This window comes from Trinickia caryophylli (assembly GCF_034424545.1).
Classification (GTDB): domain Bacteria; phylum Pseudomonadota; class Gammaproteobacteria; order Burkholderiales; family Burkholderiaceae; genus Trinickia; species Trinickia caryophylli.
In genome coordinates this window covers 1,794,501-1,810,070 of the sequence record NZ_CP139970.1, presented here as the reverse complement: position 1 = coordinate 1,810,070, position 15,570 = coordinate 1,794,501, and the positions used below count along the sequence as shown (strand labels likewise).

Here is a 15,570-nt window from a genome sequence, read left to right as displayed (position 1 = left end):
GCAAGGCTTATCTTGTTTTGGTGTGTCGACGGGGTACCGGTCGTTTCTGGCGCTGCGGCGCTTCACTTTTCTGTCGGCTGCGCAGGCGAAGGACCGGTGCATCTTGCGCCCGGGGGCTGGGTGCCCACCGCTCAGCCGTAGTGAGCGAGGAAGAGGTCGGCGGCGGATTCGGCCACGCGGCGTTGCTCGTCTTCCGTCAGCCTCGGCTGCCCCATCGTGACTTGGGGCCAGAAAGCGAACGCCTTGACGAGCCCTTGCAACTGCAACGCGGCGAAGACCGGGTCCGGCGCGCGTAGCCGGCCATCGGCCGCGGCCGCCCGCACCCACGTCGTCAGATCTTCCTCGCGTTCGCCCATGCGCGCGACCATGTCCCGCGCGCGTTCGGGCGAGTGAATGCCGGCCGCGATCGCCACACGCGCGAGCGACAGGAATGCTTCGTCATCGAGCAGGCGCAATTTGCGCGTCAGCAGTGCCAGCAACTGCGGGCGCAACGGTTCGTCGGCACGGTAGGCCAGCGGCGTGCCTTTCTGGCTGGCTTCCCACAGTTGGCGAAGGATGGCCGCGAAAAGCGCTTCCTTGCTCGGGAAATGGTTGTAGACCGTGCGCTTGGAGACGTTCGCACGGGCCGCGATACGGTCCATGCTCGTCGCCTCGAAGCCAGCGGCGCGGAACTCCTCGATCGCCGCATCGATGATGGCGACGTGCTTCCGGTCGGTCAGGCGCAAAGCGGGTGTGGCGGGTTCCATCGCGAAATTTTACACCGGGCGGTTTACTTTGATTGAAAATAAACTACACTGGCTAGTCTACTTCTGGTTCCGAAGGCCGCCCGCATGTCATCTATCTCCGATTTTCTTGGCCGTACGCTCGGCGTTGCGGCGGCGAACCGCGGGCGGGCGCTGTCGCGTTCCTCGCCGCAACACGACGGCGAGCGCTTTCGCAACGTCAAGCCGCGTCCCGTCGAGGGCATCGGCAAGATGCTGAGGATCGCCTGGAACGTCCTGTTGAACAAGCCGCGCGGCACCGTACCTGCAGGCACCGTACCGGTGGACGCCTTGACGCGCGGGGAGCTCGAAGCCGCGCCTGAACGCAGCCTGTACCGTCTTGGGCATTCCACGATGTTGCTGAAACTGCGCGGGCAGTTCTGGCTGACCGACCCGGTGTTTGCCGAGCGGGCGTCGCCGTTTCGGCGTTTCGGCCCGAAGCGCTTCCACGCACCGCCGATTGCGCTCGAAGAACTGCCGCCGCTGCGGGGCGTGATTCTCTCTCACGACCACTACGATCACCTGGATCGCGACTCGGTGCTGGCGCTCGCGGCGACGACGGGCGTGTTCCTGGCGCCCCTCGGCGTGGGCGATCGGCTGATCGAGTGGGGCATCGATGCCGCGAAGGTGCGCCAGTTCGACTGGTGGCAGGGCACCGAGATCGACGGGCTCGAACTCACGGCTACGCCCGCGCAGCATTTTTCCGGGCGCAGCCTGTTCGACGGAAACAGCACGCTTTGGGCATCGTGGGTGATCGTCGATGACGACCTGCGTCTCTTTTTTAGCGGAGACACGGGCTACTTCGAGGGCTTCAAGGCCATCGGCGAACGTCTCGGTCCGTTCGACGTCACGCTGCTCGAAACGGGAGCCTATGACGCTCAGTGGCCGTACGTCCATATGCAACCCGAAGAGACGGTACAGGCGCATATCGATTTGCAAGGGCGATGGCTCGTGCCGGTTCACAACGGCACGTTCGATCTTGCGATGCATCACTGGCATGAACCATTCGAACGCGTGACGTCGCTGAGCGTCGCGCAGAGCATCGCGCTTTGTACGCCCCGCATGGGTGAGCGGCTGAGCCTCGCCGAACCGCATCGGGGTGAAAGATGGTGGCGCAATGTCGTCGAACCTGTGCGCACGCCCAAGCGGGCTGGGCGCCCGCGCGTCTGCCGCGGGGCCGGGAACGCGAATTGAACGGCGGCCTGCCCAGGCGTATCGATCTGTAACCGAGGTAACGCGTTGTTCGGAAGGTGGAACCCGCGGGGCAGGTATCGTCTAATGTCGTTCTCGCTGACGAAGCGAGCGTCGTAATCACGCGCCGCCGGACCGGGCGCGACAGCAATATAAGGAGTACAGATGAACAAGCGCAACGTTCAGAGCTTTCTGATGGTGTCCGCTGCCTTTTTCGCCATGAACCTGCCGGTTCGCGCTGCGGAGGCGGCGACCGCGGATAGAATGGCCGCCGCGGTTTCGCATGCGGCGCGGATCGCCTCCGCAGGGGTTGGCAACGAGCCGGACACGGCCGCAACCAAGGGCGACGAATTCTCCGTCAAGCGTTGATCGAACGCTGCCGCGCCGCCGAATGCGAGCGCGGCCGGCCACAAGGAGCAAGAGGGCGAACCACGCGGGCGAACCACGGTTCGCCCTTTGCATTTGGGGCGGCCCGGAATGCGTCAGACGTTGTCGTGCACGACGCCCCGGCGAATCTGATCGAGTTCGATCGATTCGAAGAGCGCCTTGAAGTTGCCTTCGCCGAAGCCTTGATTGCCCTTGCGTTGGATGATTTCGAAGAAGATCGGCCCGATCTGGTTCTCGGTGAAGATCTGCAGCAGCAAATCGTCGTGGGCCCCGTCGATCAGGATCTTGCGCGCCTTCAGCGCCTCGAGTGGCTCGCCGTGCCCGGGTATGCGCCGATCGACGAGTTCGTAATAGGTGTCGATCGTATCGAGCAGTTTGATGCCGGCGGCGCGCAGCCCATCGACCGTGCGGTAGATATCGCCCGAGCCGAGTGCGATGTGCTGGATGCCTTCGCCGTGATAGGCGTCGAGATACTCCTGGATCTGCCCAGGCGTTTCCGAGCCTTCCTCGTTGATGGGAATGCGGATCTTGCCGCAAGGCGAGGTCATCGCTTTCGATTTCACGCCGGTGACCTTGCCTTCGATGTCGAAATAGCGGACCTCGCGGAAGTTGAAGAGCCGCTCATAGAAGGCGGCCCACTCCTGCATGCGGCCGCGGTGCACGTTGTGCGTCAGATGGTCGATGTATGTGAGGCCGTGCCCGACCGGGTCCGCCGCGGCGCCCGCGATCGGTTCGAAGTCGACATCGTAGATGTCGATGTCGCCGACGCTGCCGGGTGCCGCCCCGTTTTTGCCGCGCCAGCGATCGACGAAATAGATGAGCGAATCGCCGATGCCCTTGATCGCGGGAATGTTGAGCTCCATCGGCCCGGTCTTGTTGTCGAAGCCCCAGGCGCCGAGTTCGAGCGCATGCCGATAGGCCTTGGCCGCATCCTGCACGCGAAATGCAATGGCGCAGATCGACGGACCGTGCAGCCGCGCGAAGCGCTGCGCGAACGAATCGGGTTCCGCGTTGACGATGAAGTTGATTCCGCCTTGCCGATAGAGCGTCACATCCTTGTGACGATGGCGCGCGATGGCGGTAAAGCCCATGCGCTCGAAGAGCTTGCCGAGCGCTTTCGGGTCGGGCGCCGTGTACTCGATGAACTCGAACCCGTCGGTACCGACGGGGTTGTCCCACGTCTGAAATTGCATGCGTGTCTCCTTCTCGGGCGTGCACCACGTCTCGATGAACAATTACGCAAGTGTATAGCGCGGGGTGCGGCAAAATGTTGCGAACTAAAACGCGCTGTCCTACGATGACGCAATTTGCTGCCAATGTGTGGCCTACAAGGTGGGGAAAATGGCCGAGATCGAACTCGATGCCGTCGACCGGCGCATTCTCGCGATCCTTCAGGAGGACGGGCGCGCGTCGAATCAGGAGATCGCCGAGCGCGTGAATCTCTCGCCGAGCCCGTGCCTGCGGCGCATTCGCCGGCTCGAGGAAGGGGGCGTGATCCGGCGTTACGTAGCGCTGCTCGATCCGCAGAAGCTGGGGCTGGGCCTGCTTGCCTACGTCAACGTCAGATTGGAAAAGCGCGGCGGCACGACCGGGCACGGCGGCACGACGCATGCGGAATTGTTCCGGGCGGCCGTGCAGGCGTGGCCCGAAGTCGTCGCCTGCCACGCGATGACGGGCGAGATGGATTATCTGCTGCGGGTTCAGGTGAAGGACATGGTGCACTTCTCGCGCTTCGTGCAGGATCAGTTGCTACACCATCCGTCGGTAATCGACGTCAAGACGAGCTTCTCGCTCGAAAGCTTCAAGGAAACGACGGCGCTGCCGATCCTCTGACGCCTCGAGGCGGATCGGCCAGGGGCCCGCGCCGGCGCGACGGCGAAAAAAAAGGCGGCTTTCGCCGCCCTGGACCCCTTCGGTATGGCGTTCGACCGCCGTTCGCCCCGCACACCCTCAGGCGACGGCGTCGGATGGAATCAGCGCTTCGATGATCTGCGTCGTACGCCGCGCCTGACGCTTGATCGCGTAGTCGAATACGGCGGCTTGCTCGAGCAGCATCTCGGTCAGGATGCTGGCCTGATCCGCTGGCGGGAGCGACAGATAGGCGTCGGCGCTACCGTAGGCGTACTCGATGCGCATGCCTGCCTTCTTGGCGATGTGCATCATCGTCGTATTGCGCGAAAGGCAATACATATAGAGCTGCGTCACGTGCGTGTTCCGGCTGTGCATCGAGGCGCGCTCAAAGAGCTTCGTGCCGATGCCCTTGCCGCGCGAGCGTTCGAGCACCGATACCCCGAACTCGGCCGTGCGCTTGCCGCCGTTGTCGGGCAGGTAGGCGAGGTGACCGACGCCCACGAGTTCGAGCGCCTCGTCGAAGACGCCGAATACCGTATCGCGATCGAAGTCGATCGTGCGCACATAGTTTTCGATCACGTGATCGGGAACGGCCTGGCCAAAGCGCAGGAAGCGGTCGTCCTCGCCAAGCGCGAGGAAGTGATCGAGCAGCTTGCAGCGGTCGCGCGCCGTCAATTCGCGGGCGAGAGCCGGTTCCCGACCGTTCGCGTCGTGCGTGCGCCGGGTACCGAGGTCGATCGGTGCGGCGGCCCGGGGGCGGTGGTCGTTCATGTGGTTCTCCTGTGTGCTGCCTGCTGCACGATTCTGCTGCAATGCAGTGCGAATTCTATCCGAAACGCATCGTGCGCACTAGGGAAAACCCGTACTATGGCTGAGGACTGCCTCTAATGGCCAGAAAATTGCTACCTAACTGACTGATCTGTAAGGAGATGTCGGGGGTGTTGCATTTGAGCAAACGGCCGCTCGGCGGAGCGGGTAGCCCCATTTCCGATGCTGCGGCGCAATGTCGCTGTGCTATTTCGGGGGAGCGCCCTGAGCGAGCCCGTGTTCGAGCACGTCGACCACCTGCCGGGCGAAATCCTGATAGCCGAGCTGGCCCCCGGGCTTGAGCCAGGTGAAGGTCCAGTTGATCATGCCGAAGACCATCATCGTGAGCGGAGTCTGGTTGTCCTTGTCGACGCGCTCCGGATAAGCGCGGGCAAGTTGGCGGGAGAATGCGGCCACGATGTCCCGTTGCCGGTCGAGGATGATTTCACGTTGTGCGTCGACCAGATACTTCACGTCGTTGAGCAGCGCCACGTGCCGGCTGTGCGAGGTTTCGTACTCGGTCAGGAACGCGCGCACGAGTTCCGCAAAGGTTTCGCGCTCCGAGAGCCCGCGGCGCTGGCTCGAGCCTTCGACTTCGGCGATGATCAACATGAGCCGCTTCGTGTAGCGGTCGAGCAGATCGAAAAGAATCGCCTCCTTGCTGTCGTAATAGTGATAGAGCCGCGCTTTGGAGGTGCCGCTCGCATTGGCGAGGTCTGCCATCGACGTGCTCGGGTAGCTCGTTTGCGCGAATTTGGCGGCGGCGAGTTCGAGGATCTGGTCGCGCTGGATTTCGTGGTCGGGGGCTCGTGTGCGGGCCATGGCGTCGGTCGATCAGGAAAGCGTTTTTGTCGTTTTGCCGCGAGGTGCGGCCGCACGCGATGGCGTGGGCCTGCGGCCGCGCCGGCCTGCCGCCCGTAAGAGGTGCGGCGGCTGCGCGGCGCTAGTTTACGCGAAACCAACGCGGCCGGGCCGGCTCGACCGGCCGGACTGTCCGGACTGTCCTGCAATCGGGCCGGTCTGTGGTTACGGCTTACCGTTCGTCGTAGCTGACGACCACGCGTTCGCTAACCGGATGACACTGGCAGGTAAGCACGAAGCCATCGCGGATCTCATGGTCCTCGAGCGTGTAATTCTTGTCCATGCGCACCTGCCCTTCGAGCACTTTCGCGCGACAGGTGCAGCAAACGCCGCCCTTGCAGGCGTAAGGCAGCGCGAGGCCGGCGTGCAGGCCGACGTCGAGCAGGCTCGCGCCTTCGTAGGGCAGGCGCAGCTTGCGGCGCTTACCGTCGAGGACGATTTCGAGTTCGGCCGCCGGTGTCGCATCGGTGATCTCGATGACGGGGGCGCCTGCTTGCGGCAGCGGGGTACCGAAGCGCTCCACGTGGATCTTCGTTTCGGCCAGGCCGGCGGCCTTCAGTGCGGCTTCGGCGGCGTCCATCATAGGCGCGGGACCGCAGATGAATGCCTCGTCGACCGAGTCGGCGGGTACGAGCGTTTGGAGGAAGGCCGTGCATTTGGCCTCGTCGAGCACGCCGTTGAAGAGCGCCACATCCTGGAGATCGTCGGAGAGCACGTGGTACAGGACGAAGCGATCCATATAACGGTTCTTCAGATCCTCGAGCGCTTCGGCGAACATGATCGAGGCCACGTCGCGGTTACCGTAGACGAGCGTGAACGTGCTGCGCGGCTCGAGCTCGAGCGTCGTCTTGACAATGGCGAGCACGGGCGTGATACCCGAACCGCCGGCGAAAGCGAGGTATCGCTTGCCGTGCTCGGCATTCAGATGCGTGAAGAAACGCCCGTCGGGCGTCATGACGTCGATCGTATGCCCCGGTTCGAGCGTATCGAAGGCGAAGTTGGAAAAACGCCCGCCGCGCACGCGTTTGATGCCGATGCGCAGTTCGCCGTCGCGCTCGTAATCGGTCACGCCGACGCAGATCGAATAGGAGCGCCGCAACTCGATGCCGTCGACGTGGGCCTTCAGCGTGACGAACTGGCCTTGCGTGAAGCGATAGTGCTCGCGCAGCGCGGGCGGCACCTCGAACGAGACCGAGACCGAATCGGCCGTTTCGGGCCGCACCTCGCGAATGCGCAGCGAATGAAATTGCGGGGTCGCCATAATCGCCATATCCAATCTGATCAATACGGTTTGAAGTAGTCGAACGGCTCGCGGCAGGCAAGACATCGGTAAAGCGCTTTGCAGGCAGTCGAGCCGAACTGCGCCAGTCGTTCCGTTTGCGCGGAGCCGCATCGCGGGCAGGCCGGGGCCACGCCCATGGGCGCAGCGAAACGGACCGGTTGCTCGGCGGCGGGCGTGCTGGCGCAATGGCCGGCAGGCGGCGCGATGCCGTAGGCGTGCAACTTCGCGCGAGCGCTTTCGCTGATCCAATCGGTCGACCAGGGCGGCGCGAGCACGGTCTCGATGCGATAAGGCGCGAGTCCTGCCTGATCGAGTGCCGCGCCGATATCCTCGGCGATCTGCGCCATTGCGGGACATCCGGAATAGGTGGGCGTGATCGTGACGTGCAGCAGGCCATCCTCGTCGCGAGCAAGCCCGCGCAGGATCCCGAGTTCGCGAATGGAGACGACGGGGATCTCCGGGTCGGGCACCGATTCGAGCACCGCCCACGCCTGCGCGAGGCGCTCGTCGGCCTGAAGTTGTGGAGTGCTTAACATGTTGCCGATGCCGCAGGGGCTTGAGGTGGCACGGTGCCCACGCCTACCAGGTCGCGCCGGGGTGCTGACGCGCGAGGCTTTGCATTTCGGCGAGCAGGAAGCCGATGTGCTCCGAGTGCTCGCCGAGTTTGCCCTGCGTCACGTACTGCGCGGGCTCTGGCCGCGCGAGGGTCGCTTCGTCGAGTGCGCTGGCGAGATCGGCTGACCACGCCGCTTCGACATCGGCCGCCTCCACGCCGATGCCGGCGCGCGCGACGGCCTGCTCGATCGGATCGGAGGCGAAAAACTCGCGCGTATACGGCAGCAGATAGTCGAGCGCTGCCTGTGCGCGGCGATGCGATTCATCGGTGCCGTCGCCGAAGCGCACGAGCCATTCGCGCGCATGATGCAAGTGGTAGCGTGTCTCCTTGATCGCTTTGGCGGCGATCGCGGCGAGCGTTTCGTCGCGCGACGCTTCGAGCGCCGGCCACAGGTGTGCCATCAGCGCCGCGTAGAAAAAGTTGCGCACGATCGTGACGGCATAGTCGCGCTCGGTTCGGGCCGTGGCACAGAGCGGGCCGCAGTGAGGCAGCTCCACGAGCGTGTAGTTGCGAAATTCGCGCTCGCTGCGAAAGTAGGCGTAGTCGTCCTCGGTGCGCGGCGCGCCGCCAGCTTGCGCTTCGAGCGCCGCCGCATGCGTGTAGAGCAGGCGCGCCTGCCCGATGAGGTCGAGGCTCATATTGGCGAGCGCGATGTCTTCTTCCAGCACGGGCCCATGCCCGCACCATTCGGCATTGCGCTGGCCGAGGATCAGTGCATTGTCGGCGAGCCGCAGCACGTAGGCGATGTGTTCCGCGGTAATGGTCATGAGCGGCTCACATGTGATCGACTTCTGCGGGCAACGTATAGAACGTCGGGTGGCGGTAGATCTTGTCGCCGGCGGGATCGAAGAACTCGCCTTTTTCGTTGGGGTCCGATGCGGTGATGGCCGCTGCCGGAACGACCCAGATGCTCACGCCTTCCTGGCGCCGCGTATAGACGTCGCGCGCCATGCGCAGTGCCATCGACGCATCCGCCGCATGGAGGCTCCCGCAGTGCTTGTGGTCGAGCCCCTGCTTGCTGCGCACGAAGACTTCCCAGATCGGCCATTCCTTGTTCATCGAAATTCTCTCCCTCGTGAAGACGGTGTAGGAAGCGGCGGGCCTCAGGCTGCCCGCTGCCGCTCGCGTGCGCGCACTTTCTCGCTGTGCGCAAGCGCGGCTTCGCGCACCCATGCGCCTTCCTCGTGCGCTTTCACGCGCGTGGCAAGACGCTCTTTGTTGCACGGCCCGTCGCCGTTCACGACGCGCCAGAACTCGTCCCAATCGATCGCGCCATAGTCGTAATGGCCGCGCGCCTCGTTCCATTTCAGATCCGGATCGGGCAGGCTCACGCCCAGCACTTTGGCTTGCTCGACGGTGGCGTCGACGAACTTTTGCCGCAGGTCGTCGTTCGAGATGCGCTTGATGCCCCATTGGGCGGACTGCTGGCTGTGCACGGAATCCTTGTCGCTCGGGCCGAACATCATCAGTACGGGCCACCACCAGCGGTTCACGGCCTGCTGCACCATGGCGCGTTGCGCGTCGGTGCCGCGCATCATCGCGAGCAGGGCATCGAAGCCTTGGCGCTGATGGAACGATTCCTCCTTGCAGATGCGGATCATCGCGCGCGCATAGGGGCCGTAGGTACAGCGGCACAGCGGAATCTGGTTCATGATCGCGGCGCCGTCCACGAGCCATCCGATGACGCCGACGTCAGCCCAGGCAGGCGTCGGGTAATTGAAGATGCTCGAGTATTTGGCGCGGCCGGCATGAAGGGCATCGACGAGCGCATCGCGCGCGACACCGAGCGTCTCGGCGGCGCTATAGAGATAGAGCCCGTGGCCGCCCTCGTCCTGAACCTTGGCGAGCAGGATGGCTTTTCGCTTGAGGCTCGGCGCGCGGCTGATCCAGTTGCCCTCGGGCAGCATGCCGACGATTTCAGAGTGCGCGTGCTGCGAAATTTGCCGCACGAGCGTCTTGCGATAGGCCTCCGGCATCCAGTCCCGCGGTTCGATCTTGCCGTCGGTCGCGATCACCGCATCGAAGCGTTCCTGCTCGGGCGTGGCTGGTCCGGCTTCGGCGGCCGCGACATTGCCGGGGAGATCCAGAGATTGCGTGTACATGGCGAACCGGGTCGTCCTGACAGGGGATTGGCGTGGACGTCAGTATAAATCAACCGACCGGTCGGTTAATAAATAAATTTATCGGGTCGAATGGAGGAGCGCACGCGGAGTGCCCTGGCCCCGGCCGGGGCAGGCGGCCGTTCGTCTTTCGTCTTATTCATGATTGCCTTCGGGCAATCGCCAGCCGCCCCCTATGGCGCGACGCCCCAGGAGACGAGCACGGCGTGGATGCCGCGCGCATAGTGATCGCGCAGGGCCGGTGTCTCGGAGTGATAGGCGCCGATCGCCTGCCACGTGTTGCCGTGGCGGATCATCTTTTGTTTGAGCATCCAGGCGGCCACGTAGGTGTTGACGCAGGGATCCTTGAGCGCGGCCGGCGGCACGCCATGGCGGCGCAACTCAGCGAAGTGCACCGAGTTGATCTGGGCCTGGCCGATGTCGATGCTGCCGTCCGCGTTGCGGTGGATCGCATTGGGGTTGCCCTTCGACTCGTACCAGGCAATCGCCCGCAAGACGAGCGGGTTCACCCCCTGGTAGCTTCCCGCGCGAGCGAAGCAATCGTCGTCGGCACGGGCCAGGCAAGGTGCCAGCGACGCCCCGAGGAGCGCCAGCACGGCGGTCCGACGCCACAGGCGGGCAGCGGGAAGGGCGGTGGGGGACAAGGGCATCGTCGTCGGCTCCGGTATCCGTGTTCCGCGCTATCGCGACAGCGCGACCGAGACAACACCGGGCGCTGCGTGCGGATCGCGCGGCGCATGGCGCAGGGCGTCGTCGAGTTTGCGGTCTACTGCGGCGAGGTAGGCGATCGAATCGTCGCTGACGACCATTCGCACGCTCGTCTCCGCAGTCCTGCGCGGCGCGCCCCGGTGCGTCTTCTTGCCGGGCTTGCGCTCGCCGGCGGCCGGGGCGCCTTCTTCCAGCTGTTGGGCGGCCGATGGCGGCAGCGACGCAAGCGGCGGCAGCGGCGGAAAGAGCTGGCTGGGGCCTGCGGTTTCCGTGGCGACCTTGGCGGGCGGGGTGAATGCGCCTCCGGATCGGCTCGTCTCGGCGCGCGCGGGCAGCGCGGTCGCGAGAAGGACGAAAGGGACGAAAGGGACGAAAGGGACGAAAGGGACGAAAGGGACGAAAGGGACGAACAGGCCGACGCCGGCCGTGGCCGGGGCGAAACGCGGAATCATGACGGTTTCCATGGGCTACTCGGCGGGTTTGACCTGCACGCTGTAGGGCTGGCAACTGCCCGCGGCGATGTTCTCGAGCCGCACCGAACTGGCTCGGGAGGGCGCGATACCGCGCCGGACCGACTGATTCAGGTACGCGAAATCCTGCGTGAGCGCCGCGATTACGACCGTGGTGGACTGCGGCTGCTTCGAAGCGAGCATGCCCACCTTCGCAAGCACGTCCGTCAAGCGAGGGTCGCGGGCGCCCAGCGCATCGGCGGGAATCGTAATGTCGACGAGCGGGGCGGGCGGCTGAGGCGACGCGGCCGGTGAAGGCTGCCTGTTCGACTGCAGGGCTTGTAACTGGGCACACCCCGAGAGGGCGGCCACGACAAGCAGACTCACGAGTGCTTTCAAGTCGGTCTCCATCACCCGAAAAATGCCTTATCGGCAGCCAGGGGCCGATGATTAAAACCGACGAAAGCGAATACCGGGAAAACACCGACGGGGCTTCGCATGCCGGGTGAGCAGCCGGCGGGAGGAGCGGGACGAGCGGGAGGAGCGGGAGGAGCGGGACGAGCGGGAGGAGCGGGAGGAGCGGGAGGAGCGGGAGGAGCGGGAGGAGCGGGAGGAGCGGGAGGAGCGGGAGGAGCGGGAGGAGCGGGAGGAGCGGGAGGAGCGGGACGAGCAGGACAAGCGCGCGAACGAGACGGAGGCCCTTTTCGACACGTGTCGGATTCGTCGGGCAAAATCGCCGCATCGCGTTCCCTTTTTCGACCACAGATGTCCGCTCGTCTTCTTTCGCGCGCCCGCCGCGCTTTTATCGCATCGATGCTGATGGCCGCGACTGTCGCCGGCGCACCTGTGCAGGCCGCGGCGCCCGATGCCGGTGGCTGGGTGACCGCCTGGGCAACGGCCATGCAATCGATTCCGGAGATCGAGTCGCCGCCGCCGCTCTATAGCGGGCCGGATGTGGCGGGCCGCACCGTGCGGCAGATCGTTTATCCGACGCTCTCGGGGCGAGGCGTTCGGCTTCGCATCAGCAACGCCTACGGGCGTGGGCCGCTGACGCTGACCAGCGTCGCGTTCGCGCGCTCCGCGGGCGGAGCGGCGATACGCCCTGGCACGTCGGTCCGGGTGACGTTCGGCGGGCGCGCGTCGGTCACGCTCGGTCCAGGAGCACAAACCGAGAGCGATCCGATCGAGGTGCCGGTGAGCGCCGGCGAGCCATACGCGATCAGCCTTGCGACGGGCGCTCGCCAGAAGCTGAGCGCATGGCACCGTGTGGCAAGCCAGCTCAATTACGTGTCGACCCCCGGCGATCACACTGCGGACGCGGCCGCGCTCGAATACCCACGCAAGTTCACCGAATCGGTGTGGGTCAGCGCGCTCGACGTGCGGGCGCCGAGTGCCGCCGCCATTGTCGCGATCGGCGATTCGATCACGGACGGCATGCGCTCGAGCCTGGAGCGCAACCGGCGCTACACCGATGCACTCGCACGCAGGCTCGCGGCTGCCGGCGCCGCGCCTACGGCGGTGGTCAACCTCGGAATCAGCGGCAATCGCCTGCTGAGCGATTCGCCATGCTACGGCGAGGCGCTCGAGCGGCGCTTCGAGCGCGACGCGCTCGGGGTGAGCGGGGTGCGCGCCGCAATCGTGCTCATCGGTATCAACGACATCAATTTCGCGGCGATGCCGCCGCGCGCCGGGCTAGACTGCGATTTCCCGCACACCGCCGTCACGGCGCGCGATCTGATCGATGGCTACCGCCGGCTGATCGAGCAAGCCCATCGGCGGGGCGTGCGCATCTTCGGTGCGACGCTTACGCCGGCGTCGCTGCCGCCGGAGCGAGAAGCGACGCGCAAGGCTGTGAACGACTGGATCCGCTCGAGCCGAGCGTTCGACGGCGTAGTGGACTTCGACGCCGCGCTGCGCGATCCGGCACATCCGGAGCGGCTGGACCGCCGTTTCGACAGCGGCGACCACATTCATCCGGGCGACGAAGGCTATGCCGCGATGGCCCGGGCGGTTCCGCTCGAGGCGGTGACGGGAGGTATGGGCCGAGCGCAAAAATAAAGTGGCGTCATGCGCTTGTCACGACGCGGTGTTTGGCCTACTATTCGCTTCCTCATTTGGAATGAGGGCGACGAGGAAGTCGTAGCGGGAGCGGCGGCAACAAGTTTTAAGCGGAGTGCGAAAAAACCTGTTGACGAAAAGCGAAACGCTCTGCATAATCTCGTTTCTCTGCTGCTGATGCAGCAACGCAAGACGGGCGGTACGGAAGGTAGGTGCCGCGGTGTTGAGCGACGTGATCTTTAACAATTCACAGCCGATAAGTGTGGGTACTTGATGGCGAGCGCAGTCGAATCCTTCGGGGTTCGATGAAGCGAAAGTATCAAGTCTCACGCTGTATTGAGAGTAAGGTTTGTCCGTCGAGAGATGGATGAATCCTGTCAGTACGTTGAGTGAGCGACCGACTCGAGAGAGTCGAAAACAGTAACAGGTATTGAACTGAAGAGTTTGATCCTGGCTCAGATTGAACGCTGGCGGCATGCTTTACACATGCAAGTCGAACGGCAGCACGGGGGCAACCCTGGTGGCGAGTGGCGAACGGGTGAGTAATACATCGGAACGTGTCCTGGAGTGGGGGATAGCCCGGCGAAAGCCGGATTAATACCGCATACGCTCGGGAGAGGAAAGCGGGGGACCTTCGGGCCTCGCGCTCAAGGGGCGGCCGATGGCGGATTAGCTAGTTGGTGGGGTAAAGGCCTACCAAGGCGACGATCCGTAGCTGGTCTGAGAGGACGACCAGCCACACTGGGACTGAGACACGGCCCAGACTCCTACGGGAGGCAGCAGTGGGGAATTTTGGACAATGGGGGCAACCCTGATCCAGCAATGCCGCGTGTGCGAAGAAGGCCTTCGGGTTGTAAAGCACTTTTGTCCGGAAAGAAATCCTGCCTGATAATACCGGGCGGGGATGACGGTACCGGAAGAATAAGCACCGGCTAACTACGTGCCAGCAGCCGCGGTAATACGTAGGGTGCGAGCGTTAATCGGAATTACTGGGCGTAAAGCGTGCGCAGGCGGTTCGCTAAGACCGATGTGAAATCCCCGGGCTTAACCTGGGAACTGCATTGGTGACTGGCGGGCTAGAGTATGGCAGAGGGGGGTAGAATTCCACGTGTAGCAGTGAAATGCGTAGAGATGTGGAGGAATACCGATGGCGAAGGCAGCCCCCTGGGCCAATACTGACGCTCATGCACGAAAGCGTGGGGAGCAAACAGGATTAGATACCCTGGTAGTCCACGCCCTAAACGATGTCAACTAGTTGTTGGGGATTCATTTCCTTAGTAACGAAGCTAACGCGTGAAGTTGACCGCCTGGGGAGTACGGTCGCAAGATTAAAACTCAAAGGAATTGACGGGGACCCGCACAAGCGGTGGATGATGTGGATTAATTCGATGCAACGCGAAAAACCTTACCTACCCTTGACATGGACGGAATCCCGCTGAGAGGTGGGAGTGCTCGAAAGAGAACCGTCGCACAGGTGCTGCATGGCTGTCGTCAGCTCGTGTCGTGAGATGTTGGGTTAAGTCCCGCAACGAGCGCAACCCTTGTCCTTAGTTGCTACGCAAGAGCACTCTAAGGAGACTGCCGGTGACAAACCGGAGGAAGGTGGGGATGACGTCAAGTCCTCATGGCCCTTATGGGTAGGGCTTCACACGTCATACAATGGTCGGAACAGAGGGTCGCCAACCCGCGAGGGGGAGCCAATCCCAGAAAACCGATCGTAGTCCGGATTGCACTCTGCAACTCGAGTGCATGAAGCTGGAATCGCTAGTAATCGCGGATCAGCATGCCGCGGTGAATACGTTCCCGGGTCTTGTACACACCGCCCGTCACACCATGGGAGTGGGTTTTACCAGAAGTGGCTAGTCTAACCGCAAGGAGGACGGTCACCACGGTAGGATTCATGACTGGGGTGAAGTCGTAACAAGGTAGCCGTATCGGAAGGTGCGGCTGGATCACCTCCTTTCCAGAGCTTGCGCGCTCAAGATTAAGTACTCACGCTTATCGGCTGTGAAGATTGACAGACTCAGGGGTCTGTAGCTCAGTCGGTTAGAGCACCGTCTTGATAAGGCGGGGGTCGTTGGTTCGAATCCAACCAGACCCACCAATTGCGATGATCGTTAGTGCTTTAGCACTTACGAGCATCTCACTCCCGAAGGGAGTTAAGCGGTGGTGATAAGCGACGGAGTTATCTGAGTGTCAAATTGGTTGTGCCTGGGGGCATAGCTCAGCTGGGAGAGCACCTGCTTTGCAAGCAGGGGGTCGTCGGTTCGATCCCGTCTGCCTCCACCATCCCCGCCCACGTTGGCGCTTTAGCGCGTACGTGGGTGCGATCGCCGAAGGGGGGTCCCCAATGACAAGTGCGTGAGCGCATCCGCTCGAGCCTTTGTCATTGGCGATAGAGCCAGTCAGAGCGACTGAACAAGTCGGCTGTCGATCTTTAACAATCTGGAAGAAGTAGTAATGGATATTGGAAGCGTCT

General features: G+C 63.6%; 17 protein-coding genes, 2 tRNA genes and 1 rRNA gene. 8 read left to right on the top strand and 12 right to left on the bottom strand.

Features of this window, described 5'->3' with window-relative positions; genetic code table 11:
• Window positions 1–131: 131 nt before the first annotated feature.
• Window positions 132–746, bottom strand: coding sequence for a TetR/AcrR family transcriptional regulator (locus U0034_RS08325; protein WP_085228708.1), 615 nt, complete (start codon window positions 744–746; stop codon window positions 132–134).
• Window positions 747–830: 84 nt separating this feature from the next.
• On the opposite strand from U0034_RS08325, the gene U0034_RS08320 reads away from it, so the two are divergent.
• Together U0034_RS08320 and U0034_RS08315 are read left to right on the top strand one after the other, a co-directional pair.
• Window positions 831–1,955 (top strand): MBL fold metallo-hydrolase, encoded by a 1,125-nt coding sequence (locus U0034_RS08320; RefSeq protein WP_085228709.1) that lies wholly within the window; start codon window positions 831–833, stop codon window positions 1,953–1,955.
• Window positions 1,956–2,117: 162 nt separating this feature from the next.
• Window positions 2,118–2,321 (top strand): hypothetical protein, encoded by a 204-nt coding sequence (locus U0034_RS08315; protein WP_085228710.1) that lies wholly within the window; start codon window positions 2,118–2,120, stop codon window positions 2,319–2,321.
• Between the two features lie 113 nt (window positions 2,322–2,434).
• Here the strand turns inward: U0034_RS08315 and hppD are convergent, their stop codons facing one another.
• Window positions 2,435–3,532: a 4-hydroxyphenylpyruvate dioxygenase gene (hppD, locus tag U0034_RS08310; protein WP_085228748.1), complete on the bottom strand. Its 1,098-nt coding sequence runs from the start codon at window positions 3,530–3,532 to the stop codon at window positions 2,435–2,437.
• A 148-nt stretch (window positions 3,533–3,680) separates the two neighbouring features.
• On the opposite strand from hppD, the gene U0034_RS08305 reads away from it, so the two are divergent.
• Window positions 3,681–4,172 carry an Lrp/AsnC family transcriptional regulator gene (locus U0034_RS08305; protein WP_085228711.1) on the top strand — a complete coding sequence of 164 codons (492 nt, stop codon included), beginning with the start codon at window positions 3,681–3,683 and terminating at the stop codon, window positions 4,170–4,172.
• A 117-nt stretch (window positions 4,173–4,289) separates the two neighbouring features.
• Here U0034_RS08305 and U0034_RS08300 read toward each other — a convergent pair whose 3' ends face one another.
• The 10 genes from U0034_RS08300 to U0034_RS08255 form a co-directional block, all read right to left on the bottom strand.
• The gene (locus U0034_RS08300) at window positions 4,290–4,961 is read right to left on the bottom strand and encodes a GNAT family N-acetyltransferase (RefSeq protein WP_085228712.1); all 672 of its coding nucleotides are present in this window, start codon (window positions 4,959–4,961) and stop codon (window positions 4,290–4,292) included.
• Between the two features lie 243 nt (window positions 4,962–5,204).
• A complete protein-coding gene (locus U0034_RS08295) occupies window positions 5,205–5,819 on the bottom strand; it encodes a TetR/AcrR family transcriptional regulator (RefSeq protein WP_085228713.1) in 615 nt (204 codons plus the stop codon).
• A 211-nt stretch (window positions 5,820–6,030) separates the two neighbouring features.
• The gene (gene paaE / locus U0034_RS08290) at window positions 6,031–7,119 is read right to left on the bottom strand and encodes a 1,2-phenylacetyl-CoA epoxidase subunit PaaE (RefSeq protein ID WP_085228749.1); all 1,089 of its coding nucleotides are present in this window, start codon (window positions 7,117–7,119) and stop codon (window positions 6,031–6,033) included.
• 20 nt (window positions 7,120–7,139) lie between these two features.
• A complete protein-coding gene (gene paaD / locus U0034_RS08285) occupies window positions 7,140–7,676 on the bottom strand; it encodes a 1,2-phenylacetyl-CoA epoxidase subunit PaaD (RefSeq protein ID WP_085228714.1) in 537 nt (178 codons plus the stop codon).
• A gap of 43 nt (window positions 7,677–7,719) precedes the next feature.
• Window positions 7,720–8,523, bottom strand: a complete 804-nt coding sequence (gene paaC, locus U0034_RS08280; protein ID WP_085228715.1) for a 1,2-phenylacetyl-CoA epoxidase subunit PaaC — start codon at window positions 8,521–8,523, stop codon at window positions 7,720–7,722.
• A 7-nt stretch (window positions 8,524–8,530) separates the two neighbouring features.
• Window positions 8,531–8,815, bottom strand: a complete 285-nt coding sequence (paaB, locus tag U0034_RS08275) for a 1,2-phenylacetyl-CoA epoxidase subunit PaaB (RefSeq protein ID WP_085228716.1) — start codon at window positions 8,813–8,815, stop codon at window positions 8,531–8,533.
• 44 nt (window positions 8,816–8,859) lie between these two features.
• On the bottom strand, window positions 8,860–9,858 hold the full coding sequence (gene paaA / locus U0034_RS08270; protein WP_085228717.1) for a 1,2-phenylacetyl-CoA epoxidase subunit PaaA: 999 nt from the start codon (window positions 9,856–9,858) through the stop codon (window positions 8,860–8,862).
• A gap of 191 nt (window positions 9,859–10,049) precedes the next feature.
• Window positions 10,050–10,526, bottom strand: coding sequence for a lytic transglycosylase domain-containing protein (locus U0034_RS08265; protein WP_085228718.1), 477 nt, complete (start codon window positions 10,524–10,526; stop codon window positions 10,050–10,052).
• 30 nt (window positions 10,527–10,556) lie between these two features.
• Window positions 10,557–11,048 (bottom strand): hypothetical protein, encoded by a 492-nt coding sequence (locus tag U0034_RS08260; RefSeq protein WP_162801001.1) that lies wholly within the window; start codon window positions 11,046–11,048, stop codon window positions 10,557–10,559.
• Window positions 11,049–11,051: 3 nt separating this feature from the next.
• Window positions 11,052–11,432, bottom strand: coding sequence for a hypothetical protein (locus U0034_RS08255; RefSeq protein WP_233211860.1), 381 nt, complete (start codon window positions 11,430–11,432; stop codon window positions 11,052–11,054).
• Between the two features lie 106 nt (window positions 11,433–11,538).
• On the opposite strand from U0034_RS08255, the gene U0034_RS08250 reads away from it, so the two are divergent.
• The 5 genes from U0034_RS08250 (at window position 11,539) to U0034_RS08230 (ending at window position 15,380) form a co-directional block, all read left to right on the top strand.
• On the top strand, window positions 11,539–11,853 hold the full coding sequence (locus tag U0034_RS08250) for a hypothetical protein (protein WP_244951875.1): 315 nt from the start codon (window positions 11,539–11,541) through the stop codon (window positions 11,851–11,853).
• A complete protein-coding gene (locus U0034_RS08245; RefSeq protein WP_244142502.1) occupies window positions 11,853–13,091 on the top strand; it encodes an SGNH/GDSL hydrolase family protein in 1,239 nt (412 codons plus the stop codon). The genes U0034_RS08250 and U0034_RS08245 overlap by 1 nt, the downstream gene beginning before the upstream one ends.
• A gap of 432 nt (window positions 13,092–13,523) precedes the next feature.
• Window positions 13,524–15,054 (top strand): 16S ribosomal RNA (locus tag U0034_RS08240).
• A gap of 64 nt (window positions 15,055–15,118) precedes the next feature.
• Window positions 15,119–15,195, top strand: a tRNA-Ile gene (locus tag U0034_RS08235).
• Between the two features lie 109 nt (window positions 15,196–15,304).
• Window positions 15,305–15,380: transfer RNA gene (locus tag U0034_RS08230), tRNA-Ala, on the top strand.
• The last annotated feature ends 190 nt before the right edge of the window (window positions 15,381–15,570 follow it).